This window comes from Selenomonas sp. ND2010, assembly GCF_000702005.1.
Taxonomy (GTDB): Bacteria; Bacillota; Negativicutes; order Selenomonadales; family Selenomonadaceae; genus Selenomonas_A.
In genome coordinates this window covers 1-25,972 of the sequence record NZ_JNKI01000025.1, presented here as the reverse complement: position 1 = coordinate 25,972, position 25,972 = coordinate 1, and the positions used below count along the sequence as shown (strand labels likewise).

Here is a 25,972-nt window from a genome sequence, read left to right as displayed (position 1 = left end):
GAGCGTGAAAGGATGGAGCGTGTGCAGACCGTAAGCAAAGTAATAAATCTTATCCAACAGGCAATTTTACCTGCGTTGAAGGGGGCGAAAATCGTGGTGGATGCCACGGCTGGCAATGGCAACGATACGCTTTTTTTGGCCCAGCATACGCCCGATGATGCCAAAATCTATGCGTTTGATGTACAAACCGAAGCCTTGCAACAGACGCGGCAGTTGACGGCGGACTTTTCGGCGAAAATCGAATATGTTTTGCGCAGTCATGCAGAACTTGATGCAGTGGTGGCGGAGAACATCGATATGGCGATGTTTAATCTTGGTTATTTGCCGGGCCAGGAACATGAGCTGACGACCGTTTGGGAGAGTACGCAAATTGCTGTGACGAAGGTTTTGCGCAAGCTGGTGGTTCAAGGTATCTGCGTGATTGTCGCTTACCCTGGTCATGCGGCTGGAAAAGAGGAAGCGATGCAGTTGGAGGCGTATTTGCAAAGGCTTTCGAAACGTGAGTACACCGTTGGCTGCTATCGACTGCTGAATCATGCAGCGACAGCGCCGTATGCATTCGTGATTGAAAAAACGAGATAAAAAAGCGGTTGATTGGCTCGTATTATCGAGTCAGTCAACCGCTTTTGCAGTAACATCTGAGTAAATATTATTGGTTTAGTAACTATCGGTGTGAAGGTATTCGCGGTCGATGACTTGACCGTTTTGTTTCCAGATGCGGTAAAGCGAAGGATTCTTTGAGGAGCCTTCGGTAACCAGCGAGATTGTCTTGCCCCCGAGGTCGGCCTTGGTGCCTAGCACATAAATTGTCAGTGCGGAGCCAGAATTAGCAACCCGTAACAAAATGGGATGCGGCAGTGGATTCTGGAAGACAAAATCAAGCAAGCCGTCAGCAACCGTAGCATCGCGTCCTGCCGGAACATAGCTTGACACCAGTGAGTGATTGGTTCGTTCTGTTGGTTTCATGCCAGCGAGCAAAATCGCATTGTAGAGTGTGCTGCTGACTTGGCAAACGCCACCACCAACATCGACAGCTGGTTCGCCATTGACGATGACGCCGGCGTTTTTATAGCCAGCAGCTCGCGTGCGGGGGCCGACAATGCTGTTGAACGAAAGCGTGGCTTGACTGCGAACCAGCGCACCTTGCAAATGACTGGCAGCAAGACCGATATTATCGCCGCGATCGCCAGGCGAGAAGCTGGTGGTATAGGAGCCCAAAATACCATCGATATTGGCAATGTCTTCATCAAGAATGAATGGCTGGGATTCCTGCGGTTCAAGTTCGACTTTTGCAGTAAGGTCAAGTGACTCGAATTTTGGCGTCAGCTCGTCGGCAATCGGAGCCGTATCAAGCGTCAGGCCTGTGACAGCTGGCTTTTTTTGAATGGAGCCGTTGGCCTGCAGGCTGACTTCCGCGTTGGCCGGCGGCGTATCGACTTCTTTTTCAATGGCAGCCAATTTGGCGTTTAATTTATCTTTATCAAAGCTGGCTGTCATAACAACATTCTTGCCGAAAATAGCTAGTCTCATTTGATTGATGAGATTGGTGACTGGATTGCTTTCACGGCCGATGTTGTAAGCTGCTTCCGCTGCTTCGTCGACTTTGGCCTGCAGCCCGATTTCATTGGGCTGGATATTCCAATGACGATCTTTATAAGAAAGCACGGCGGCATTCTTACTCAGTGCCTTTTGCGCTTCTTTATCAAAATACTTGCGTACTTCCTTTTTGCTCATTCCGGTCAGCGTAGTCCCGTTGGATTGAACCCCCATGACTACGCAATCTTGGTTTGCCGTGGCTACAGAAACGCAGCTGACTGCAGCTGCAGTAAAGGCTAGCCCTACGATGCCAAGGGCGATCGCCTTGTTCGTGGAAATGGATGAAAAATTCATGGTAACCTATACTCTCCTACAGTAAATTCTAATATATAGTATAATGCTTAGAAAGCTGGGTTGCAATTGGTATTTTCTTAAAGTTGCAAGAAGAAAATAGATATGATAAAATAAACGCCGTATAGCAAAAAAGGCGAGGAAGAAGAGGAGTACGGTTATCGGCGCTCAAGAGAGAAGACGGTTGGTGTGAGTCTTTGCATCCGATATCGGAAGGTAGCTTTGGAGCTGTCCGGCTGAAAGGGAGTAAGCGGGAACGTTGGCCGCGTTATGGCTAAGAGGCACACGGTTTTTGCCGGTGTGTAAAGATTGGTGGTACCACGATAGCAAGCGCTTTCGTCCTTTTGGGCGAGGCGCTTTATTTAGTTTTAGGAGGTTTATTATGGCAGAGAATCAGGAACAGGGAAACAACATCCCAAAGGTTTATGACCCGCAGTCGTTTGAGAAGAAATGGTATCAGTATTGGGAAGAGAATAAATTCTTCCATGCCGAGGTAGATAAGAGCAAGAAACCGTACAGCATGGTTATTCCGCCGCCGAATGTCACGGGCCAGCTGCACATGGGCCATGCGCTTGACAATACGCTGCAGGATATCCTGATCCGGTATCATCGCATGCAGGGATTCAACACGGTTTGGGTACCGGGCTGCGATCATGCCGGTATTGCGACGCAGGCCAAGGTCGAGGGCGCTCTGCGCGAAGAAGGCACGAACCGCTATGAGCTCGGCCGTGAGAAATTCCTCGAGCGCGTCTGGGATTGGAAAGAGCAGTACGGCAACCGCATCATGTACCAGCTGCGTACGCTTGGTTCTTCCTGTGACTGGGATCGTCAGCGCTTCACGATGGACGAGGGCTGTTCGAAGGCTGTCCGCGAGGTGTTCGTGAGCCTCTATGAAAAGGGACTCATCTATCAGGGCACGCGTATCACGAACTGGTGCCCGGACTGCAATACGGCTATCTCGGATATCGAGGTTGAGCACGAGACGGAGCAGGGGCATCTCTGGCATCTGCGCTATCAGGTCAAAGGTACAGACCAGTATGTCGAAATCGCTACGACCCGTCCGGAGACGATGTTCGGGGATACGGGCGTTGCCGTTCATCCGGACGATGCGCGCTATAAGGACATCGTTGGCAAGACGTTGATCCTGCCGATTGTCAATCGTGAGATTCCGCTGTTTGCCGATGAATACGTCGATAAATCCTTCGGTACTGGTGCCGTAAAGGTTACGCCGGCTCATGACCCGAACGACTTTGAGATGGGACAGCGCCATCACCTCGAAGAAATCAAAGTCATCAGCAATACGGGCAAGATGATGGAAGGTGCCGGCAAGTACGAGGGCATGGACCGCTATGAATGCCGCAAGGCACTCGTCAAAGAGCTCGAAGAGCTCGGCGTTCTCGTTTCGGTGGAAGAGCATGAGCATGCCGTTGGCCATTGTTCGCGCTGCCACAGCACGATAGAGCCGCTGGTTTCCAAGCAGTGGTTCGTCAAGATGGAATCGCTGGCCAAGCCGGCTATCGAGGCGGTAAAGAGCGGCAAGATCCAGTTCGTGCCGGAGCGTTTCTCCAAGACCTATATCCAGTGGCTCGAAAATATTCGTGACTGGTGCATCTCGCGTCAGCTCTGGTGGGGCCATCGCATTCCGGCCTGGTACTGTGACGATTGTGGGCAGACGCACGTTTCGCGCACGGATCTCACGGAGTGTCCGCACTGCCATAGCAAGAACATCCATCAGGATGAAGACGTTCTCGATACCTGGTTCTCTTCGGGCCTTTGGCCGTTCGAGACGATGGGCTGGCCGGAAAAGACCGAGGAACTCGAACATTTCTATCCGACGGCTACGCTCGTTACGGGCTATGATATCATCTTCTTCTGGGTTGCCCGCATGGTCATGATGGGCCTCGAGTTCGGCAAGGATATTCCGTTCAAGCATGTATTTATCCATGGCCTCGTTCGCGACAGCCAGGGACGCAAAATGAGTAAATCCCTGGGCAATGGTATCGATCCGGTTGAGGTTGTCGAGAAATACGGTGCCGATACGCTTCGCTTCATGCTGATTACGGGCAACACGCCGGGCAACGATATGCGCTTCTATTGGGAACGCGTTGAGTCGGCGCGTAACTTTGCCAATAAGATTTGGAACGCATCGCGCTATATGCTTATGAATCTTGAGGGCTTTGATAAGGATTTCGTGCCAAGCGAAGAAGACTATACGCTGTCTGACCGCTGGATTCTCTCGCGTTATGCCCGCACGGTTCGCGACGTCACGGAGAACCTCGACAAATTCGAACTCGGCGAAGCTGGCCGCATGATTTACGAGTTCCTCTGGAACGAATTCTGCGACTGGTATATCGAGCTTACGAAAGCCCGCCTTTACGATAAGGAAAATGTCCGGGCCCGCAATACGGCGCTCTACGTTCTCTCTCATGTCCTCGAGGGCACGCTGCGCCTGCTGCATCCGTTCATGCCGTTCCTCACCGAGGAAATCTGGCAGAAAGTGCCGCATGCGGAAAATGTCAAGAGCATCATGATTTCCGAGTGGCCGCAGGCTGATGCTGCCCGTATCAGCGATGAAACGGAAGCACAGATGACGGCTATCATGGAGAGCATCAAATCCATCCGCAACATGCGCGCAGAAGTTGGGGCGGCTCCGAGCAAGAAGAGCGAAGTCATCCTGAACTTCAAGGATGAGTCGCTGCGGGCAGTATTTGCTGAGAATACGGGCTACCTCGACAAGCTGGCTTCTTCGGATCCGGTTACGATCTTGCCGGCTGGTGCAGAGGCACCGGAAAACGCCATGGCTGGTGTCGTAAACGGTGTCGAGATTTATCTGCCGCTTAAAGGCCTTATCGATGTGGAGAAGGAGACGGCCCGTCTCAATAAAGAGCTTGAGAAACTGGAAAAGGAAATCAAGCGTCTGGCAGGCAAGCTCAGCAACGAAGGCTTCCTCAAGAAGGCTCCAGAGCAGGTCGTCGCTGGTGAGAAAGAGAAACTCGCTGGCTATGAAGAAAAGAAAAAATCGGTGGAGAGCCGCATTCAGGATTTGGCGAAGCTCTAAGATAGGAGAATCGTAACATGAATTATCAGGAAGCCCTCGCCTATCTGGAGGGGCTGAATATCTTTGGCATCAAGCTGGGACTTGCGCGTATCCAGCGGCTGCTGGAGCTCCTGGATGTGCCGCAGGACAGGTATCGCACCATCCATGTGACTGGTACGAATGGCAAGGGATCGGTGTCGGCGATGCTCGCCGGCATCCTGCGCCGTTCGGATATCCATACGGGGTTGTACAGCTCGCCGCATCTGGTTTCCTATACGGAGCGCATTCAGGTCGATGGGCAGCCGATAAGTGAGCAGGAGTTTGCGGATTGCCTGAGCACTATCCGCACCTATGTGGAGCAGATGGTGGCTGAGGGGGACGAGTGCCCGACGCAGTTTGAAGTGCTCACAGCTTTGGCGTTCTTCTACTTTGCCATGCGCCATGTCGAGTACGCAGTCATTGAGGTTGGCCTTGGTGGTCTGCTCGATTCGACGAATGTCATCACGCCGGAGGTTTCGGTCATCACGAATGTGACGTTTGAACATGCGGACCGCTGTGGGGGTACCCTTGAGGGGATTGCTCACCATAAAGCTGGCATCATAAAAGATGGGGTTCCAGTAGTTACGGCTGCCAAGGGCGTTCCGTTGGATATCCTTCGTCAGGAGGCAGCAAAGCGGAATGCGGATATTTTTGTGGCAGAAGAGGATTTCCATACGGAATACATTTCCTGTGATGGACGCACGCAGCAGCTGGAATTCACTTCAGCACTGCTGGGGGTTATGAAAGTTCCCTATGAGCTTCATCTGCTCGGGTGTCATCAAGTGGAGAATAGTGGTGTGGCGGTTATGGCGGCCAATCTGATACACAATATCGATGAACGGGTTAAGGAGGATCATATCGCAGAAGCCTTAAAACTGGTTACTTGGCCGGCGCGCTTTGAGCGTGTGGACCTAAAGGATCAAGTGGTAATCATCGATGGTGCGCATAACCCGGCTGGTATGGAGGCACTGCGCCACAGCTTGGATTTGTATTTCCCGGTAGAACAACGAGTTTTGCTGTTGGGAATTTTGAAGGATAAAGATATCGAGTCAATGCTTGATATCTTGCTGCGTCCCAATGATACGGTGGTGGTAACCGTTCCCGATTCGGAGCGGGCAGCAGAGCCGCAGGAATTGGCAAAGCAGGTGGCACCTCATGTACAGCATGTGGAGGCAATAGCTGATAATGGGGAGGCATTGAGCCGCGCTCTGGAATTGGCTAATCAGGAGAAGCTGTTGGTCATGGCAGGTTCGTTATATCTCGTTGGCGGAGTTCGTCAGCTCTTATTGAAACGGAAGGGGTGATAGTATGTCATCAAAATCCGAAGAGGCAGCTATGAGGGAGTTGCGCCAACGCCGTCGTCAGGCTGCCAGAGAAAAATGGTGCCAGCGCTTTAAAGAATGGTCTTGGTTTGCCGTCTTGGCAGAGGCGTTTTTGCTGGCACTATGGCCGGCAGGAGCGACAATTGCCTTACTGATTGGCATCGTGTTTACGTTTTTGCGCTTTCGTACGGATAGGGATTTTAAATTCCGGCATTTTCCGTTTGATGTTCCTGTCTGCCTGTTTATCCTGATCAGTGGTGCTTCTGTATTGGGCTCTCCAGACCGGGGATTTAGCTTTTACAATTGGTACAATTTAGTTGGTGTTTATGCACTGACTTATTTTCTGGTGGGACAGCAGGTACGAGAGATAAAGCAGTTCAAACAGTTGTTGATCGCATTAGGAGCTTCGGCTGTACTGGTCATCCTTTACGGTTTTTATCAGTACGTTTTCGGCATCGACATCAGTGCGATGAAGTGGGTGGATGGAGATGCCTTTCCAGAACTTCGCAAGCGGGTCTTTTCCACGTGGGAGAATCCGAATATCTTGGCTGGTTATCTGGATATCGTGATCTGTCTCGCGTTTGGCCTCTTCGTCAAAGCGGACAGCAAACCCAAACGCGTCGTGCTGGGAACCTTCATGCTGGCGGCAGCAGCCTGCCTGGCAATGACTTATGCCCGTGGGGCACTGCTGGTTATTGTGGCGATTTTTATCTTGTACGGCATGGTGAAGGATTTGCGGGTATTGGCAGCCTGTGCTGTGGTAGGCGGCGTGTTGCTGCTGGCAGATCCTGTGCTTTATGAGCGGCTGGCATCGGTATTTACCAAGGTGGACACTTCTTCGGAGATGCGGTTGGCTTTTTGGGAGAGTTCTCTTGCCATGATTCAGGACCATCCGTTCCTGGGAATTGGCTGGGGCGCTTATTGGATGGTTTATCCGGAATACGACTTTTATCTTCAGGGAGCCGATATTCGCATCGTTCATGCCCATAACCTGTATCTCAATTATGCGGTGGAAATCGGTATTCCCGGTGCGATTGCCTTTTTGTGGTATCTTTTCGGAACCATGATCATGGCATTGCGGCAGAAATTCCTGCCGCCAGCGCCGGAACCGGTGGAAGAGACTCCTTTTGATTACAACGAGGAGGCTGCTGCCGACGTAGAATTACAAAAGGTAGCAGAAAGTGTCAAAACAGAACCGGCAGCTCCAATCATTCCATTTTGGCAGGACTTTGTTTCCTGGCGGGATTATCGTTTGCTGGCAGGTTTATCCTTGGGCGTGGGCTTGGCAATTCTTTCCGTGGCTCTCAATGGCTTTACGGATGATTTACTTTTTAATATTCCATCGTCTATGTTTTTGTGGATGCTGGCAGCGCTGGCGGCAGCAGTAGCAGCCGTCAATGCTGGCAATGAGGAAATAAGCGAGGAAGAATAAGGGAGGCGCTTATATGAAAGGTCAAGTAAATATATCCAAGGCAACGATTGACCGCCTTCCGTTATATTTTCGTACGTTGCGGTTGGCTCAGGACGAGGGGATTGACATCATTTCCTCGGATGAGCTGGGGCGCAGGCTGGGAATCACGCCAGAGCAAATCCGCAAGGATTTGGCATCATTCGGCCAGTTTGGCAAGAAGGGTGTTGGGTATTACGTCAATGAACTCAAGCGCAATGTCGGTGAGATTTTAGGCTTGGACAATCACTGGAATATTGCCGTGGTTGGCATCGGTCATCTTGGCGAGGCCCTGGCGAACTACCAGAATTTTGTAAGTCTTGGCTTCAATTTGGTGGCTTTGTTTGACCAGGACCCAAAGGTCATTGGCAAAACGGTCAATCATGTTGTGGTAGAAGATATCCGCAATATGCAGAAGGTGGTCAAAGAGCGTAATATCCAGATTGGCATCATAGCGGTGCCGGCAGCTTTTGCCCAGGGCGTAGCGGATAAGCTGGTAGAAGCAGGGGTAAAGGGCATATGGAACTTTGCGCCAATCAAGATGGAAGTTCCCGATTCGATGCATATCATCAACGAGGATTTATCAATTGGTCTTAGTAGTTTGTCCTATTACATCACGCGAAAGTGATTGATAAAATTCATAGCATATCGTTTTTGGCACAGTTGTGTGAAAATGTCGGAAAACGGCGTCAAGTCAATCTTGACGCCGTTTTCTTTTCGTGTTATTCTTAGGCAAGGGACATAATTATAGCATACTGTTACGATAATCTATGATTATAATTCATGGTGTCAATAACTTCATGTTATACTTTGTGGGCACAATGAATCATAAAAAAGAATACGAAACAAGATGCGGCGTCCTAATCGTTAAAATCTGTTGTCGGAACCGAAGATGGGTCGGCACTGATGAGGGAGGATTTTCTATGATTGATATTCTCGATCGCGTGCGTAACAAAGCATTGCAGGCGAAAATTGTCACGGCTGAGGAAGCAGCAGCATTCTTCAAGCAGGACATGAACGTCGCCATGAGTGGATTTACAGCATCGGCTTATCCGAAGGCTGTTCCACTGGCACTCGCTGAGCGTATGAAAAAGGAACCATTTACGATTAACCTTTGGACAGGTGCTTCGACGGGCCCGGAGCTTGATGAAGCTCTAGCGGTTGTTCATGGTATCAAGAAACGTCTGCCGTACCAGACGGATAAGATTTTGCGCAGTGAAATCAATGATGGCTCGGTGGATTATCTCGACCTTCATCTCTCGGAATCTGCGCAGCTGGGCCGTTGTGGGTATCTCGGCAAGACGGACGTAGCTGTTGTTGAGGCATGCGCCATTACCGAGGAAGGTAATATCATCCCGACAACGTCCTTGGGAAACGCCGCTTCGTATGTACAAAGTGCTGATGTGGTCATTGTCGAAGTCAATACTTCGCAGCCGCTGGATCTTGAAGGCATGCATGATGTTTATGTGCCGATGGACCCGCCAAACCGCCTGCCGATTCCAATCGTTAAGGCCAATGACCGCGTGGGAACGCCGTATATTCCCTGCACGCCGGAAAAAATCAAATACATCGTACCGTGTGACATTCCGGATCACACTCGTCCGTTAAAGCCAATCGATGAGGATTCGAAGAAGATGAGCCAGTTTACGTTGGAATTCCTCAATAAGGAAATCGAAGCTGGCCGCATGCCGAAGAATCTGTTGCCGCTCCAGTCTGGTGTCGGCAACGTAGCCAATGCGGTTATCGCGGGCTTTGTGGATTCTGACCTCAAAGATTTGACAGTTTACACCGAGGTCATTCAGGATGGTATGCTCGATCTCATCGATGCAGGAAAGCTCAACTTTGCCTCGGGAACGGCATTCAGCCCGTCGCCAGAGGGAATGGCCCGCTTCTATAAAGATGTGGCAAAATATAAAAAATATTTATTGCTGCGTCCGGAAGAAATCTCCAACAGTCCGGAGGTTGTCCATCGCCTGGGCGTCATCGCTATGAATACGGCTATAGAGGTCGATATCTATGGCAACGTCAACTCGACGCATATCACTGGTACTAAGATGATGAATGGTATCGGCGGCAGTGGTGACTTTGCCCGTAATGCTTATCTGACCATCTTCTACACGCCTTCGATTGCGAAAGAGGGCAAGATTTCGGCAGTAGTTCCGTTCTGCTCGCATATTGACCACACGGAGCATGATGTCGACATTATCATCACGGAGCAGGGCATTGCCGATTTGCGTGGCAAGGCACCGCGTGAGCGCGCGCTAGAGATAATCAATAATTGTGCGCATCCGAGCTATCGCCCCATCCTGCTGGATTATTTCAAACGGGCGGATGAAACGCTCAAACATGTCCATACGCCGCATCTTCTTCATGAAGCACTTTCCTTCCACGAACGCTTCCTCGAGACTGGCAGCATGGCAAAATAAAATAGAAAATTGACAAAAGATAAATAGATACTGAATGAATCAGGAGGAATTTCCTAATGAGCAATGAGAAAATCCAAGCTGAGCTTGAAAAATATGAAGCCAGTGTAGAAAAAGCAATCGCACGTTTCCCAGAGCGTGAGCATCTGCCAGAGAAGCGCCTTTATACGCCGCTTGACATCAAGGATACAGATTATGCCGATGAATTGAGCTTCCCTGGCGTTTATCCGTATACTCGCGGGGTTCAGCCGACGATGTATCGCGGCCGTTTCTGGACTATGCGCATGTATGCTGGTTTCTCTACGGCTGAGGAGTCCAACAAGCGCTATCGCATGTTAATTGAAAATGGTGCAACCGGCCTGTCCTGTGCCTTTGACCTGCCGACGCAGATTGGCTATGATTCCACGGACCCAATCTCCGAAGGTGAGGTCGGTAAAGTCGGTGTTGCTATTGACTCATTGGCAGATATGGAAACGTTGTTTGACCAGATTGACCTCGGTAAGGTCTCTACGTCAATGACCATCAATGCTCCAGCTTCGGTTCTTTTGGCTATGTACATCGCTGTGGCTGAGAAACAGGGAGTACCTGCGGATCAGCTGCGTGGTACGATTCAGAACGATATTCTCAAGGAGTATGCTGCTCGCGGTACGTATATCTTCCCGCCGCGTCCGTCCATGCGCCTGATCACGAACATCTTCGAGTATTGTTCGAAAAATGTACCGAAATGGAATACCATTTCGATTTCGGGTTACCACATTCGTGAAGCAGGTTCCACGGCTGCACAGGAAATCGCCTTCACGATTGCCGATGGTATCGCATACTGTGAGGCAGCTATTAAAGCTGGCCTCAAGATTGACGACTTTGCTGGCCGTCTGTCCTTCTTCTGGAACGCGCACAACAACGTTCTCGAAGAGGTGGCGAAGTTCCGCGCTTCCCGCCGTATCTGGGCAAAAGTCATGAAGGAGCGCTTCCATGCGCAGAATGACAAGAGCATGAAGCTGCGTTTCCACACGCAGACGGCTGGTTCGATGTTGACGGCGCAGCAGCCGAATAACAACATTGTCCGTGTTGCCCTGCAGACGGCAGCTGCTGTCATGGGCGGCACGCAGTCCCTGCATACGAACTCCCGTGATGAGGCACTTGCCCTGCCAACGCAGGAATCTGTTACGATTGCCCTGCGTACGCAGCAGATTGTGGCTTATGAGAGTGGCTTGGCTGATGTCATCGATCCGCTGGCTGGTTCCTACTATGTCGAGGCTATGACGAATAAGATTGAGGCTGAGGCTTGGGATTATATCAAGAAAATCGACGACCTCGGTGGTGCTGTCGCTGCTATCGAGAAGGGCTACATCCAGAAAGAGATTCAGGATTCTGCTTACAAATGGCAGATGGATGTTGAGTCTGGTGCCCGCACGATTGTTGGTGTCAACAAATTCCAGATGGAAGAAGAACCTCCAAAAGGCCTGCTGAAAGTCGACGAAGCTGTCGGCGAGCGTCAGAAGGCTAAAGTTGAGGCTATGAAAGCGAAACGCGATAATGAGGCGGTAAAGGCTGCTTTGGCGGACCTCAAGAAGGCTTGCCAGGATGAGAATGAAAACCTCATGCCGCATATCCTCGCTGCTGTTAAGACGTATGCAACGCTGGGTGAGATTTGCAACGTCATGCGTGAGGTATTCGGCGAATATGAGGCGCATGTCAGCCTGTAATCGTCCGTTTAGAAAAGAATCGTAGAGTAATAGCATTTACGCTTTTGGAGGAATTCAAAATGGAAAAGAAAATCAGAGTTTTAGTTGCTAAACCAGGCCTTGACGGTCATGACCGTGGTGCTAAGGTCGTAGCCCGTGCCCTGCGAGATGCTGGCTTCGAGGTTATTTATACGGGACTTCGCCAGACGCCGGAGCAGATTGCTGAAGCTGCTCTGCAGGAAGATGTCAATGTGGTAGCGATGAGCATCCTCTCCGGTGCGCATGGACATCTGTTCCCGAAAGTCGTTGACCTTGTTCGCAAAAATGGCATGACGGATGCGTTAATCATCGGTGGTGGTGTTATTCCGGAGGGCGATATTCCTGCCCTCAAAGAGGCTGGTGTTTCGGCGGTATTCACGCCGGGAACGCCGACCAGTGAAGTGGTCAAATACATTAATGAGAATGTAAAACTTTAAAGATATAGCGGTGCTGGGAAAACGTGCAGGGGACCGGGCCGGTCTCCTGCACGAACCTGGCACTATTTTACTGTTTCGTATCGTGAACTGGCTTTACCACTTTAGTTCACAATAAAACTACCGAAAAGGTGGTGGCAGGATGGACATAGCAGAAGAATTACTCAAAGGCAATCGGCTGGCACTTTCTCGGGCAATTACTGCCATCGAGAATGAGTATGAGGAAGCGACGGATATCATGAAGAAGCTTTATCCGCATACTGGCCATGCCTATGTATTAGGCATCACCGGTCCGCCAGGTGCAGGAAAGAGTACGCTGTCTGATAAGATAGCGCGCGAATATCGTGCGCAGGGCAAGACCGTTGGTATTATAGCTGTCGACCCGACCAGTCCATTCACGGGCGGTGCTATTTTAGGCGACCGCATTCGCATGAATGGATTGACACTTGACGAAGGAGTCTTTATCCGCAGTATGGGCACCCGCGGAAGCCTCGGTGGTTTATCCCATAAAACCGCCGATGCGGTCAAGGCAATGGATGCATTCGGAAAGGACATCATTATCGTCGAAACGGTTGGTGTCGGTCAATCTGAAGTGGATATCGTCAAAGCTGCCGATACGACTATGGTTGTATTGATTCCCGGCATGGGTGATGATATCCAGGCAATTAAGGCCGGTATTTTGGAGATTGGCGATCTCTACTGCATCAACAAGTCAGATCTTGATGGAGCAGATAAACTGGTTCGCGAAATCAACATGATGCTGGACCTCGACAGCCTGATGACGGAATGGCGCCCACCGATTACCAAGGTGGTAGCCAGCCAGAATGAAGGCATTACAGAACTCTTGGATACCGTTGAAAAACATCGGACGCATATCGAAGGCAACGGGCAATTAGCCGAGCGGCGGACGAAGCGTACCCGCGATGAAATGCTCGATATCCTCAGTAGCAACATCGGCACATACATCAAGGGCAAGATCGTGGACAGCGGTCGCCTTGATGGCTATGTCGAGCAAATCAAACAGCATGAGACAGACCCGTATACCGTTATCGGTCAGGTCATGGATGAGATGCTGAAATAATTATTTAATCCGAATGGAGGAGTTCATTATGTTCAAAGTATTAGGCGTAGATCATATCGGTATTGCAGTTTCGGACCTCAAGGAAGTCGGTTCCTTCTGGGGAGATACGCTGGGACTTCCAGCCAACGGTGAGGAGACTGTTGCCGAGCAGAAAGTAACGACGGGGTTTTTCCCTACGCCGAATGGCAGTGAAATCGAGCTGCTGGCAGCAACGGATGAAACGTCTCCTATTGCGAAATTCATCGAAAAGAACGGTGGCCGTGGCGGCATCCAGCACATTGCCCTGCGGGTGGATAATCTCGAGGCTGCTCTGGCTGATCTCAAAGAGCAGGGAGTTCGCCTGATTGACGAGAAACCGCGCCTTGGTGCCGGCGGGGCAAAAATCGCATTTGTTCATCCCAAGGCTTCTCATGGGGTTCTCCTGGAACTTTGCCAGCGTGATTAATACCTGGTATTAAATTAGTCTTGCAATTTTCACACAAATAGTGCAAAATAGAGATTGCAGTACATGAGAAATATGTCGCAGACTATTTTCTCACAAGCTAATTATAGGAGGTATATAATGGCTACTGTTCAGGAAAAAATTGACTTAATGAATGCAAAGAAAGAGCATATCATGCAGGGGGGCGGTCAGGCCCGTATCGATAAGCAGCATGCAAAGGGCAAACAGACTGCCCGTGAGCGCATCAATAAGCTGTTCGATGAGGGTACTTTCGTTGAGCTCGATATGTTTATGAAACATCGTTGCACGAATTTCGGTCAGGACAAAAAAGAACTTCCGGGCGAAGGTGTAGTAACGGGATATGGTACGGTCGATGGCCGTCTGGTCTACGCTTATGCACAGGATTTCACGGTTGAGGGTGGATCTCTGGGTGAAAAACATGCGCATAAGATCTGGAAAGTTATGGATCTCGCCATGAAGATGGGCGCACCGTGCATCGGCATTAACGATTCGGGTGGTGCTCGTATCCAGGAAGCCGTTGACGCGCTGTCTGGTTATGGCGGTATCTTCTATCGCAATACGGCGGCATCTGGCGTAATCCCGCAGATTTCCGTAATCATGGGACCGTGCGCAGGTGGTGCGGTATACAGCCCGGCTATCACGGACTTCATTTACATGGTAAAGAACACCAGCCAGATGTTCATTACGGGCCCGGCAGTCATCAAATCGGTAACGGCCGAGGAAGTTACGGCTGAGGCTCTGGGCGGTGCTATGACGCATAATACGCGCAGCGGTGTCGCTCACTTTGCGGCTGAGGATGAGGACGACTGCATCAAGCAGATCCGTTACCTGCTTTCCTTCCTGCCGAGCAATAATATGGAAGATGCACCGATGGTAGAGACCGGAGATGATCCGGATCGTCAGGATGAGAGCCTGAACTCGGTAATTCCAGATAACCCGAACATGCCATATGATATGAAGGATGTCATCCGTTCTCTTGTTGATAACGGTGAATTCTACGAAGTACAGGAATTCTTTGCTACGAATATCATCTGCTGCTTTGCCCGCTTCGATGGCCGCAGCGTAGGTATCATCGCTAACCAGCCGAAAGTCATGGCAGGCTGCTTGGATGTCGATGCGTCGGACAAATCCGCCCGTTTCATCCGCTTCTGCGATGCCTTCAATATTCCGCTCGTCAACCTCGTTGATGTACCGGGCTTCCTGCCAGGTGTCAACCAGGAGCACAACGGCATTATCCGCCATGGTGCAAAGATGCTCTATGCATACAGCGAGGCTACGGTTCCGAAAGTTACGGTCATTACCCGTAAGGCTTATGGCGGTTCCTACATCGCTATGTGCTGCCGCGAACTCGGCGCTGATCAGGTTATGGCTTGGCCGACGTCGGAAATCGCTGTTATGGGCCCGGCTGGTGCAGCAAATATCATTTTCCGTAAAGATCCGGACAAGGATGCGAAGACGGCAGAGTATGTTGAAAACTTCGCAACGCCGTATGTTGCCGCAGAGCGTGGCTATGTGGATATGGTTATTGAGCCGAAGGAGACGCGTCCGCGCATCATCACGGCCCTTAATGCACTGGCTAGCAAGCGCGAAGTTGGCCCGTCCAAGAAACACGGCAATATTCCGCTTTAAGCAAAGAGGTGCAAGTTATGAAAACCGAAGCAAAAGGCGTATCGCCTGAGGTAGTAGCCGCTATCACGGCTGCTGTTCAGATGATGATGTCGAATAAAGTTATCGCTGTACGCATCAAACGCAGCGACGTTTGGGCATTGTCCGCTCGGGGCGGCTTGGTCAAACAGTTCTGATTGATTCCGAAGTAGAACGTAGTTGGAGGAATTCTTAATGAAAAAGTTCAATATCACCGTTAACGGCACGGCTTATGAGGTAGAGGTTGAGGAAGTAAAATCCGCAGCAGCTGCTGCTCCGAAAGCAGCACCGGCTCCGGCAGCACCGGCTGCTCCGAAAGCAGCACCGGCACCAGCAGCACCAGCTGCTCCGGCAAAGGCTGCTGTTGCAGCAGGTGCGGGTGAGCATTCCATCGATGCTCCGATGCCGGGCAAGATCGTAAAACTCGTAGCCAGCGAAGGCCAGGCTGTTAAAGCTGGCGAGACGCTGCTGATTCTCGAGGCTATGAAGATGCAGAATGAGATTGCCGCTGATGCAGATGGCGTTGTCAAAACGTTCAATGTAGCAGCTGGCCAGAGCGTAAAAGCACATGATTCGCTGGTAATTCTTGGTTAATTCGCGGATGAACAGGCCTTCCCGATTGGGAAGGCTTTTTTGCTTGATATTTGTATTACGATAAGCAGAGGGAATGTATGCACCGAAAGGAGTTTCCTGTGAAGAAATTAGCAATTATCGTATCGTTGTTGACTTTGTTTTGTTTTGCCATGACCGGCTGCAGTAAACCGCAGTCCGCTGCTAAGAAGAATTTTACCATCGTCACTTCTTTTTATCCTATGTATATCGATGTCATCAATATTACCAAAGACGTCGAGGGGGTTGAGGTCATCAATATGACGAAGCCGCAGACGGGATGTTTGCATGATTATCAGCTGACCACGGAAGATATGAAAACGCTGGAAAAGGCGGATGTCTTGGTGGCAAATGGTGCTGGCATGGAAAGTTTCCTGGACAAGGCGGCCAAGCAGAATAAGAAATTGAAGATAATCGAGGCGTCGAACTATGACCACATTCAATTATTGAAGGATGGCGAGGAAGAGAATCCGCATGTTTGGACTGCCGTAACCTATGCCATTGATCAGGTAAAGGCAATTACGGTGCAGCTCTGTGAGGCGGATCCGGAGCATAAGGAACAGTACCGCAAGAATGCGCTGGATTATGTCATGAAGCTTGAGGCACTGCGCAAGGAAATGCATGAGCAGTTGGACGATTTGCCTCATAAGGATATCGTGACCTTCCATGAGGCGTTTCCTTATCTGGCCAAGGAGTTTAAGCTGAATCTCGTAGGTGTGATTGAGCGGGAGCCGGGGACGGAACCTACGCCGCAGGAGCTTGAGCAGATCATCGCCAAGGTAAAGGCTATGCCCGTGAAAGTATTATTTGCAGAACCCCAGTATTCGCCAGCAGCTGCGGAAACCATAGCCCGGGAAACTGGAGCAAAGATTTATACGCTGGACCCGGTGGTGACTGGTGAGGCAACCCCGGACGCCATGGATGCCTATATAAATGCAATGAAAAGGAACATGGAAGTACTGAAGGAGGCCTTGAAATAAAATCCGAACTCCCGGATTGGTGTGTTTGACAGATTCCGTGTGGTTATTTACAATAGGTGTATCAAAATCATATCTCTTTTTTAAGGGTGACTGACCAAGGCATTGGAGGTCCCAGACAACGTTGTCAAAACGATGTCTGGGATTTTTTATATGGGGGGAAGAATATGGTTCCAGAATATGAAATTCTTTTTCGGTTGGCATTGGCTGCTGTTTTGGGGGGCTTGGTAGGGTATGAACGGCAGTCCAGAAAAAAGTCTGCTGGGCTTCGCACCAATTTGATCGTTTCGCTGGGGGCCTGCCTGATGATGATTCTTTCGTTAGCTATGTATTGGAGCATGGAGGATAAGAGCAATGGAGATCCTGCCCGGATTGCTGCTCAGGTTGTGAGTGGTATGGGTTTTTTAGGGGCAGGGGCGATTATGAAGGAAGGACTGACGGTTACAGGCCTGACAACTGCGGCTTGCCTGTGGATAGTGGCAGGAATAGGCCTGGCCGTGGGGGCTGGTTTATATATCGAGGCATTGTTTACCACGGCATTTGTTTTTGTGGCTTTGAATGCTTTGACGCATATCGATGATTTTTTTGAACACAGAAAGAAAACAGCGGTAGAAATTTGTCTGGTCAATAATCCTGGGGAGCTGAAGCGTATTCATAAGAAGCTGGAGGTATTTCAGTTAAAGGTCGGACGGTTTAGTGTGCAGGAAAATGGTGAGGGGCTGGGGACAGATAGTGCCTATTTGATTCTAAGAATGGATTTGCTCTTTGAAAAAGAAGAAGCAGTTACGGATATTATTGACTATCTCAATACCTTGGATACCGTGCTGTGGGTGGAGAAACGCTGCTGGTAGGATTTTGCCTATGGCAAAATTTGAACAATGGCGTTATAATAGAATAAAAGTCAAATGGTCAATTTTTATAGAAGGTGATTATCGTGAGCAATATCGCAGATTTGATTGAAGCGTATATCCTGCGGCAGTTGGCTGCACAGCAGGATGGCAAAGTAGAGCTTCGGCGTACGGACATTGCCGATGAGATTTCCTGTGCGCCCTCTCAGATTAGCTATGTGCTTTCTACGCGGTTTACCCAGGACAAGGGGTTCGTGGTGGAATCGCGTCGTGGTTTAGGTGGGTATATACGCATTGTGCAGGTGCCTACGCGCAATATGGTCTATCAGGACATGCTCGATAAGATTGATAAGGATACGGAGATGCCGATGGTGCAGTCCATGGTCCATTACCTGCTCCAGCATCAGATGATTTCGAATCGTGAAGCAGCGCTGATGATGCAGGTGGTTGTTTTTGCCTATCAGTCGGAGCGCGTTACGGCCGAAGAACGGGTTCATTTGTTAAAATCCATGATCCTGACGTTGGAGAATTTTTCTTGAACCCGGATAAGAGCGTAATCTTGAAGTAGTTATATCATAGAAAAGAGGGATTCCGGATGTTGTGTGATGATTGTGGACGCAATGAAGCGGTGGTCCATATCACCCAGATTGGGCCGGATGGACGGATTGAAAAAAATTTATGTGAAAAATGCGCGGCAGCCTATGGAGAATTTGTTCCTTCGGCGCAAAAGGGCCGGACGGTATCGATGGACGATTTCCTGAAGGGAATTTTCAGCAGTGCCGCCGAGCGTGGTGAGAAGCGCCCGTTGGACCAGAATCAGTTGGTATGTCCAAGCTGTGGCATGAGTTATCGTGACTTTCAACAGACGGGAAAGATTGGCTGTGCGGAGTGCTACCATACGTTTCGTCAACAGATTGAACCGCTTCTGCGGCGGATTCATGGCTCTAGCGTGCATCGTGGCAAGATTCCACATCGCAGTGGCAGTGCTTTGGAAATCAAACATGAAATCGGTCTGCTGCGTCAAAAATTGCAGGACAGTGTAGCTCGGGAAGAATACGAAAAGGCAGCCGAGTATCGGGATAGAATTCGCAGCCTGGAACAGAAAATAGAATCCCAGGAAGGAGGCGTGGCGAATGGCAATCAATGACTTACTTCGCAGCAATGAATTGACCTGGCTAAAAAGCGGTGGTACCGATGGGGATGTAGTAGTTGCCAGCCGCATACGCTTGGCGCGAAATCTCAAGGGAATTCCTTTTCCCAATCGGGCGGATATGAATCAGCTGTCGCAGGTACTGGTGGCTACGGATGAAGTGCTTCCGGAACTGGAAAAATCGATGGGAATGCCCTTTGATCGTGTGGATGTCGAGCGGCTGTCACCTCTGCAGCGGGAGGTTTTGCTGGAAAAACAGCTGATTACGGAGAACCTTATCAAAAGTCCGCAATACCGCGCGACTTATGTGTCCGATGACCGTTGCATCAGCATCATGGTCAATGAGGAAGACCATTTGCGCATCCAATGTTGGGCACCGGGACTGAATCTGGATCTACCGATGAGTACGGCTTTTACGCTCGATGATCTAATAGAAGCGCAGCTGGATATGGCGTTTGACGAGAAGATGGGGTATCTCACTTCGTGTCCAACCAATCTGGGAACAGGGCTTAGAGCGTCGGTTTTGTTGCATTTGCCCGGATTGGTATTTACCCGCAATGTCAGCAGCATCATTAACATATCCCCACAGCTCGGTCTGGCGGTTCGTGCCCTTTATGGAGATGACAAAGAGCCGGTGGGAAGTTTGTTCCAGATCTCCAATCAGTTGACTCTAGGTTTTTCGGAAGAAGAACTCATTGCCAATCTCAAGAGTGCGGTAACGGAAATTGTGGCTCATGAGCGTAGAGCACGCAAGGCGTTGGCGCTTTACCGCAAAGAGCAGTTGGCGGACGAAGTCTGGCGGGCTTATGGTACCTTAGCCTATGCCCGCATGCTTTCCGAGCGCGAGGCCATGGAACTTTTATCTAAGGTCCGTTTGGGGATTGACCTAAAACTCATTCACGAGGTAAAAGCGGATTGTTATGCCGATATTCTCGTGGCCTGCCATCGTAGTTTCTTGCAGAATCTGGCAGAAAATGAGAATATGTCCAAAATCGAAATCGACCAGCTCAGAGCACGCAAGGTAAGAGAGATACTTAGTGGGCACCGCCTGAGCTCGGAGGATGAAGTATGAATTATCGAAATCACTTTACCAACCGTGCCATTAAGGCGGTGGAGTTTGCTCAATATGTGGCGCAGGATTTACAGCAGGATTATATTGGCACAGAGCACATCCTGCTGGGCCTGCTGCATGAGCGCAATGGAGTGGCTGCCCAGGCTATGTATGAGTTGGGACTCACCTTTGAAAAAGCCATGGCAACGGTTAGAAATATGGATTCACAGGAAGCGGAATATCCCTCGGATAATCCATATTATACGCCAAGAGCCAAACGCGTCATGGAGGGGGCGATGGAGGAATCGCAGACGCTCGGACATACTTATATTGGAACAGAGCACATCCTGCTGAGTCTGTTGTCGGAAACCGAGGGGGCTGCTATCGAGGTGCTTACCCGTATGGGAATCGACCCCGATAATCTTCAGGATGAAGTGCTCGAGCGCATCGATATGCCCCATCCATCCGATGATGGCCCACAGCTGGAAAAGGGCAGTGGACGGGGGCGCAGCCGCCGAGAGGGTGGCGCGCCGCTGCTGAAAAAATACGGCCGCGATCTTAATCGTTTGGCGGAAGATGCGAAAATGGATCCGGTTATTGGCCGTGAAAAAGAAATTCAGCGTGTCATACAGATTCTTTCGCGGCGAACGAAAAACAACCCGATTTTGCTGGGGGAACCTGGGGTAGGCAAGACCGCGATTGCAGAGGGATTGGCTCAGCGTATTGTCGAGGGCGCCGTACCCTATATGCTGCAGGACAAAAAAGTCATATCCCTTTCTATGGCATCGTTAGTGGCAGGGGCAAAATACCGTGGCGAGTTTGAGGAACGATTGAAGGGCGTCATTGAAGAGATTCATCAGCTCGGCAATATCATTTTGTTTATTGATGAAATGCACACGCTGGTAGGAGCTGGGGCCGCCGAAGGCGCACTGGATGCCGCGAATATCTTAAAGCCTGCGCTTTCGCGTGGTGAGATTCAGATTATTGGCGCTACGACGCTGGATGAGTACAAGAAGTATCTGGAAAAGGATGCTGCCTTGTCGCGGCGATTCCAGTCGGTGATGGTGGAGGAACCGTCTCCGGATGACGCTGTGCGCATTTTGCAAGGGCTCTGCAGTAAGTATGAAGAATTTCATCGAGCGAAAATCGAACCGTCTGCCATTGAGGCAGCCGTGCACCTTTCTCAGCGCTACCTAACGGACCGCTTTTTACCCGATAAGGCAATTGACCTCATGGATGAAGCTGCTTCAAAGGTACGTATGGGGAAAGTGGCTCCGACAAGTCAGGTGCATTCCATCCGAGAGCAGCTCGATAAACTCCATACGGAAAAAGAAGCTGCTATTGCTGCACAAGATTATGAGCGGGCAGCAAAATTGCGTGATGAGATGCAGACGGTAAAGGAATCTTTGGATGAAGCGCGCCGAAATTGGGAGAAAAAAGATCATAACCGCATTACGGTGACCGCGGATGATATTGCCGATGTAGTAGCGCAGTGGACCGGTGTTCCGGTTCGACAGATTGCGGCAAAGGAATCAGAGCGGCTGCTCAATATGGAGAAAATCCTTACCCGTCGCGTCATCGGTCAGGAAGATGCCGTCCGGGCGGTATCAAAGGCAATCCGGCGAGCTAGAGCCGGCCTAAAGGACCCGAAGCGGCCAATTGGCTCTTTTTTGTTCCTGGGACCTACTGGCGTGGGTAAGACGGAATTGGCGCGGGCATTGGCGGAAGCACTTTTTGGCAGCGAAGATGCCATCATCCGCTTTGATATGTCCGAGTACATGGAAAAATACAGTGTGTCCCGTATGGTGGGGGCACCTCCGGGGTATGTCGGGTATCAGGAAGGGGGACAGCTGACAGATGCTGTGCGCCGTAAGCCTTACTCGATTATTTTGTTGGATGAGATTGAAAAGGCCAATCCCGATGTATTCAATATCCTGTTGCAGGTGCTTGACGACGGCCGGTTGACGGATGGTCAGGGTCGTACGGTTGATTTCCGCAATACAGTTATCATCATGACCTCGAATGCAGGGGCAAGTTTCTTGCGAAAACAGAATCCGGCCATGGGCTTTTCGGTAGGCGAGGATAAAGAGGAAGCAAAACAGGCAGAAGAAAATGGCCGCAAGCGGGTACTCGGAGAGGTCAAGCGTATCTTCAAGCCAGAGTTCTTAAACCGCATTGATGAGCTGTTGGTATTCCATCCCCTCGGACGAAAAGAACTGGTAAAGATTGTGGATATCCTGCTTCGAGATGTAAAAAAACGGTTGCTGGAAAAGGATATCAAGATGGAAATCAGTCCGTCGGCCAAGAACAGATTAGTGGAGGCTGGGACAGACTTCAAGTATGGGGCACGGCCGTTGAAACGGGCATTGCAGAAACACATTGAAGACGAAATCGCTGAACGCCTTTTACGGCATCGATTCAAGGCCGGAGATACCATTTGCGTTCGCAAGAATGGAGATATGCTGGATTTCATCAAAAAAGAAGTAAAAAAGCCATCAGTCAGGAGGGTGAAGCTGGATGCCAAGAAATAAGCTGGCACCGGAAAGCCTGACCGGGAAACTCCTCGATTTTGTGGCAAATCTCCTATGGTCCATCGTCTGGTTAGGGCGATGGACTATTCGGCTGTTAAAGCGGCTGTTGAAAAATAATTCGCATTGATGTTGTGGGAGAAGATTTATGCCTAAGAAAAAGAAAACCGTATATGTCTGCCAAGAATGTGGGTATGACGCACCTAAATGGTTGGGGCGGTGTCCCGGGTGTGGTGCCTGGAATACGATGGTGGAAGAAGTGGTAACGCCGGAAGTAAAGGGAAGCGGTGGGCTTCGCTTGGGACTATCGGATGCCGTGAAGCCGCAGCCGATTGGTGACGTGCAGCTGGAGGATTTGCCGCGGTTCCTGACGGGGTCTGGTGAGCTTGACCGCGTGCTGGGGGGCGGTGTCATTCCCGGTTCCATGGTGCTGATTGTCGGTGATCCGGGGGTTGGCAAGTCCAGCCTGACCCTCAAGGTGTGTGCCGATGTGGCGCGTTTGGGACGTCGGGTGTTATATGTGACCGGTGAGGAAAGCACGCGGCAGGTGCGCATGCGGGCAGATCGCCTGGGGGCAATTGCCGATAGTCTGTTGGTGGTCAGTGAGACGAATCTAGAAACCATTGAGGCACATGTGTCGAATACGAAGCCGGAGCTGCTGGTCATCGATTCCATACAGACGATTTTCAAGCCGGAGGTACAGAGTGCTCCAGGAAGTGTTTCGCAGGTACGGGAGTGTTCGGTGGAGCTTTTGCGCATTGCCAAAACCAATGGCATTGCTGCTTTTGTCATCGGCCATGTGACAAAAGATGGCAATCTTGCTGGCCCACGGGTGTTAGAACACATTGTGGATACAGTCCTCTACTTTGAAGGAGAACGCAATGCGGAGTACCGGGTCCTGCGGGCCGTTAAAAACCGCTTTGGCAGTACCAATGAATTAGGCCTTTTTGAGATGCGGGATGTGGGGCTGGTCGATGTTCCTGATGCGTCGAAGATGTTTTTATCGGAACGGGAATGTGACAGCGGCACAGTCATCATCCCTACGGTGGAAGGAACTCGCCCCTTGCTGGTCGAATTGCAGGCCTTGGTAGCACCTACTCCGTATGTCCCCCCGCGGCGGACGGCGGATTCGGTGGATATCAAAAGAATCCAACTGCTGCTAGCCGTTTTGGAAAAGCGCGTTCATCTGCAAATTGGGGCCTGTGATGTTTACGTAAAAGTCGCTGGTGGTATCCGCATTGATGAACCGGCGGCCGATCTTGGCATTTGTGTTGCCATGGCATCAAGCTTTGCCAATCGGCTGATTCGCCCTAAGACAATCGTGTTTGGTGAAGTAGGCCTTTCCGGGGAAGTTCGTGCTGTTGGTCAGGCCGATATTCGCATCAATGAGGCGAAACGGCTCGGTTTTGAGCATGTAATCCTGCCGATGAAGAATTATCGTCAGCTGGCCAAAGACGTAACAGGAATCCACCTGTATGGTGCAGAGACCATTCGCGATGCTTTGCGGTTGGCCATGCCAAAAGATTGAGGATTCCCTGTGCAGAACGGTTCATAAAGTGTTATAATATTAGAGCCTTCCTCCTGAGGAGTGAGGCTCTTTACTACTTTTGGGGAGGATTAGCGAGAAGTGAAAGCGTTTCGAAATGTTATAACAGGCATGCTCATCGTTTGCCTGGTGATGATACAAGTGCCGATGGCTTGGGCGCAGGGATGCGATGATGGCCCACAGGTTACCGCGCAGGCGGCGATATTGATTGAGGCCTCTACGGGGCGGGTAATCTGGGAGAAAAATGCCGATGAAGAACATTACCCGGCTAGTACGACAAAAATGATGACGGGCATTCTGGGGCTGGAAAATATCGGTCCTCGTACGGAAGTCTTTATTTCGCCTCATGCATCGGGAACTGAGGATTGTTTTTTGGATATTCGCGCCGGCGAACGAATGACAGCAGAAGAACTCATCACCGGAATGTTGATGGTCTCAGACAACGGTGCAGCGGTGGCTGTGGCCGAGCAAGTGGATGGCAGCGTTCCAGCCTTTGCGAACCGCATGAATGCGAAGGCAAAGGAGTTGGGAATGGAAAACACCCATTTTGAAAATCCCAATGGACTGCCCAATCCGAACCATCACTCTACGGTCCGTGATATGGCAAAATTAGCGAAATATGCCATGGAAAATCCAAAATTCCGCGAAATCGTCGGTACCAAAAATCGTAGAATCCAGTGGGCATTTCCGGCGAACAAACAACTGCAGGTCGAAAATACCAACAAATTGTTGGGGAATTATAAGGGAATGACGGGAATAAAGACCGGCTGGACAAGTGCTGCTGGCGGCTGTTTAGCAGCGTCGGCTAAGCGAAATGGAGTGGAATTGATTGTTGTACTCATGAAAACCCCGACTCCGGATGACCGCTTCCGTGATGCTGAAAAGATTTTGGATTATGGATTTAGCCATGTAACGATGGTTAAGGGAATATCCAAAGACCGTGTTGCCCAGAATGTATGGGTCAAGAACGGAAAGCAGGCATCGACTACCGCACATTTGGTCAGTGATATCGACTATCCGCTGATCAATAATGAAAGTCCGGAAAAATATTCGGTATCCTATGATATTCCTCGAGTGGTATCAGCTCCCGTAAAAGAAGGCGAAATTATCGGCAAGGCTGTTATCAAATATGACGGCAAGTCGGTAGGAAGCGTGGATATCGCAGCGGGCAAGGTCAATAAGGGGGCTAGTATCGGTTCTTGGCTCGTTGGAGTATTCGAGGGATTACTGGTCCGTTTATAACTCAGGAAATAGGGGATATTTGACGTAAACTGTTTCTTGTGATAAAATATTTATTGTTTTTGCGGATGTGGCGGAATTGGCAGACGCGCTGGACTTAGGATCCAGTGTCTTACGACGTGCAGGTTCGACCCCTGTCATCCGCACCACTACAGAGTTATAAGATCCTTCCCCTTTCGGGAAGGATTTTTATTGTGGAAAAATATGCGAAAGTTCAAGTTGACAATGCGATGAGAGTGATATAAAATAATAACCAACAAAAAGTAACAATAATAATAGGCGTATGTCCGTTATTATTGTTACGAACATTAATCCCTCTTGATCCCTGCGGTGTAGTACTGCAGGGACTTTTTCTTTTTGTCGGGGAAATTACAGTTTGCAGGGGAGTAATACCCAGTTCGTGTTCGAGATAAGTCGCCGGCGGCGGGGGCCCCAGTACCAACGCTCCACCGGTGACAACCCGCTACAAGAAATTTTTGCCTTTTAATTAAGAGTTGGAAAACAGTTAAACGCGCTTCGCTTG

The 25,972-nt window shown here is 50.2% G+C and carries 24 protein-coding genes, 1 tRNA gene and 1 other annotated feature; of the genes, 23 read left to right on the top strand and 2 right to left on the bottom strand.

Translation table 11 applies throughout. The features are described 5' to 3' along the window. Positions 1 to 21 precede the first annotated feature (21 nt). On the top strand, positions 22 to 582 hold the full coding sequence (locus tag T504_RS0109635; RefSeq protein WP_051635316.1) for a tRNA 5-(aminomethyl)-2-thiouridylate-methyltransferase MnmM: 561 nt from the start codon (positions 22 to 24) through the stop codon (positions 580 to 582). Positions 583 to 657: 75 nt separating this feature from the next. On the opposite strand, the gene T504_RS0109630 is transcribed toward T504_RS0109635, so the two are convergent. Then, the gene (locus T504_RS0109630) at positions 658 to 1,890 is read right to left on the bottom strand and encodes a VanW family protein (protein WP_033170871.1); all 1,233 of its coding nucleotides are present in this window, start codon (positions 1,888 to 1,890) and stop codon (positions 658 to 660) included. Positions 1,891 to 2,017: 127 nt separating this feature from the next. Continuing rightward, positions 2,018 to 2,234, top strand: a binding site (T-box leader). A 35-nt stretch (positions 2,235 to 2,269) separates the two neighbouring features. Here T504_RS0109630 and T504_RS0109625 point away from each other — a divergent pair. The 22 genes from T504_RS0109625 to T504_RS0109525 all read left to right on the top strand — a co-directional run bounded on the left by T504_RS0109625 (position 2,270) and on the right by T504_RS0109525 (position 25,598). Continuing rightward, positions 2,270 to 4,945 carry a valine--tRNA ligase gene (locus T504_RS0109625; protein WP_033170870.1) on the top strand — a complete coding sequence of 892 codons (2,676 nt, stop codon included), beginning with the start codon at positions 2,270 to 2,272 and terminating at the stop codon, positions 4,943 to 4,945. Positions 4,946 to 4,962: 17 nt separating this feature from the next. Further along, positions 4,963 to 6,267, top strand: a complete 1,305-nt coding sequence (locus T504_RS0109620) for a bifunctional folylpolyglutamate synthase/dihydrofolate synthase (RefSeq protein ID WP_033170869.1) — start codon at positions 4,963 to 4,965, stop codon at positions 6,265 to 6,267. 4 nt (positions 6,268 to 6,271) lie between these two features. Further along, entirely contained in the window at positions 6,272 to 7,717 is a 1,446-nt protein-coding gene (locus T504_RS0109615; RefSeq protein WP_081823427.1) for an O-antigen ligase family protein, read from the top strand. Between the two features lie 13 nt (positions 7,718 to 7,730). Beyond that, entirely contained in the window at positions 7,731 to 8,360 is a 630-nt protein-coding gene (locus T504_RS0109610; RefSeq protein ID WP_033170868.1) for a redox-sensing transcriptional repressor Rex, read from the top strand. 295 nt (positions 8,361 to 8,655) lie between these two features. After that, positions 8,656 to 10,158: an acetyl-CoA hydrolase/transferase family protein gene (locus T504_RS0109605; RefSeq protein WP_033170867.1), complete on the top strand. Its 1,503-nt coding sequence runs from the start codon at positions 8,656 to 8,658 to the stop codon at positions 10,156 to 10,158. A 56-nt stretch (positions 10,159 to 10,214) separates the two neighbouring features. Further along, a complete protein-coding gene (locus T504_RS0109600; RefSeq protein WP_033170866.1) occupies positions 10,215 to 11,861 on the top strand; it encodes an acyl-CoA mutase large subunit family protein in 1,647 nt (548 codons plus the stop codon). A gap of 59 nt (positions 11,862 to 11,920) precedes the next feature. Beyond that, a complete protein-coding gene (locus tag T504_RS0109595; protein ID WP_033170865.1) occupies positions 11,921 to 12,316 on the top strand; it encodes a cobalamin B12-binding domain-containing protein in 396 nt (131 codons plus the stop codon). A 139-nt stretch (positions 12,317 to 12,455) separates the two neighbouring features. After that, positions 12,456 to 13,394, top strand: coding sequence for a methylmalonyl Co-A mutase-associated GTPase MeaB (gene meaB / locus T504_RS0109590; RefSeq protein WP_033170864.1), 939 nt, complete (start codon positions 12,456 to 12,458; stop codon positions 13,392 to 13,394). Positions 13,395 to 13,422: 28 nt separating this feature from the next. Continuing rightward, positions 13,423 to 13,839 (top strand): methylmalonyl-CoA epimerase, encoded by a 417-nt coding sequence (gene mce, locus T504_RS0109585; protein WP_033170863.1) that lies wholly within the window; start codon positions 13,423 to 13,425, stop codon positions 13,837 to 13,839. Positions 13,840 to 13,956: 117 nt separating this feature from the next. Continuing rightward, entirely contained in the window at positions 13,957 to 15,486 is a 1,530-nt protein-coding gene (locus T504_RS0109580; protein WP_033170862.1) for a methylmalonyl-CoA decarboxylase subunit alpha, read from the top strand. A gap of 17 nt (positions 15,487 to 15,503) precedes the next feature. Beyond that, positions 15,504 to 15,659: a hypothetical protein gene (locus T504_RS0109575; protein WP_033170861.1), complete on the top strand. Its 156-nt coding sequence runs from the start codon at positions 15,504 to 15,506 to the stop codon at positions 15,657 to 15,659. 37 nt (positions 15,660 to 15,696) lie between these two features. Beyond that, complete coding sequence (locus T504_RS0109570) at positions 15,697 to 16,095, top strand: biotin/lipoyl-containing protein (RefSeq protein ID WP_033170860.1); 399 nt, start codon at positions 15,697 to 15,699, stop codon at positions 16,093 to 16,095. 98 nt (positions 16,096 to 16,193) lie between these two features. Further along, on the top strand, positions 16,194 to 17,090 hold the full coding sequence (locus tag T504_RS0109565; RefSeq protein WP_033170879.1) for a metal ABC transporter substrate-binding protein: 897 nt from the start codon (positions 16,194 to 16,196) through the stop codon (positions 17,088 to 17,090). A 164-nt stretch (positions 17,091 to 17,254) separates the two neighbouring features. Beyond that, complete coding sequence (locus tag T504_RS0109560; RefSeq protein ID WP_033170859.1) at positions 17,255 to 17,938, top strand: MgtC/SapB family protein; 684 nt, start codon at positions 17,255 to 17,257, stop codon at positions 17,936 to 17,938. Between the two features lie 83 nt (positions 17,939 to 18,021). Next, positions 18,022 to 18,474 (top strand): CtsR family transcriptional regulator, encoded by a 453-nt coding sequence (locus tag T504_RS0109555; RefSeq protein WP_033170858.1) that lies wholly within the window; start codon positions 18,022 to 18,024, stop codon positions 18,472 to 18,474. A gap of 56 nt (positions 18,475 to 18,530) precedes the next feature. Continuing rightward, on the top strand, positions 18,531 to 19,082 hold the full coding sequence (locus T504_RS0109550) for a UvrB/UvrC motif-containing protein (RefSeq protein WP_033170857.1): 552 nt from the start codon (positions 18,531 to 18,533) through the stop codon (positions 19,080 to 19,082). Continuing rightward, the gene (locus T504_RS0109545; RefSeq protein ID WP_033170856.1) at positions 19,069 to 20,157 is read left to right on the top strand and encodes a protein arginine kinase; all 1,089 of its coding nucleotides are present in this window, start codon (positions 19,069 to 19,071) and stop codon (positions 20,155 to 20,157) included. The genes T504_RS0109550 and T504_RS0109545 overlap by 14 nt, the downstream gene beginning before the upstream one ends. Then, complete coding sequence (locus T504_RS0109540; RefSeq protein ID WP_033170855.1) at positions 20,154 to 22,667, top strand: ATP-dependent Clp protease ATP-binding subunit; 2,514 nt, start codon at positions 20,154 to 20,156, stop codon at positions 22,665 to 22,667. Before T504_RS0109545 ends, T504_RS0109540 begins: the two co-directional genes overlap by 4 nt. Next, positions 22,654 to 22,794: a hypothetical protein gene (locus T504_RS14600; RefSeq protein WP_156033517.1), complete on the top strand. Its 141-nt coding sequence runs from the start codon at positions 22,654 to 22,656 to the stop codon at positions 22,792 to 22,794. The genes T504_RS0109540 and T504_RS14600 overlap by 14 nt, the downstream gene beginning before the upstream one ends. 18 nt (positions 22,795 to 22,812) lie before the next feature. Next, complete coding sequence (radA, locus tag T504_RS0109535; protein ID WP_033170854.1) at positions 22,813 to 24,192, top strand: DNA repair protein RadA; 1,380 nt, start codon at positions 22,813 to 22,815, stop codon at positions 24,190 to 24,192. A 99-nt stretch (positions 24,193 to 24,291) separates the two neighbouring features. After that, entirely contained in the window at positions 24,292 to 25,452 is a 1,161-nt protein-coding gene (locus T504_RS0109530) for a D-alanyl-D-alanine carboxypeptidase family protein (protein ID WP_051635313.1), read from the top strand. A gap of 61 nt (positions 25,453 to 25,513) precedes the next feature. Then, a tRNA-Leu gene (locus T504_RS0109525) sits at positions 25,514 to 25,598 on the top strand. 159 nt (positions 25,599 to 25,757) lie between these two features. Here the strand turns inward: T504_RS0109525 and T504_RS14945 are convergent. Then, positions 25,758 to 25,972: hypothetical protein (locus tag T504_RS14945; RefSeq protein ID WP_033170853.1), on the bottom strand; the 215-nt coding region annotated here is incomplete at its 5' end.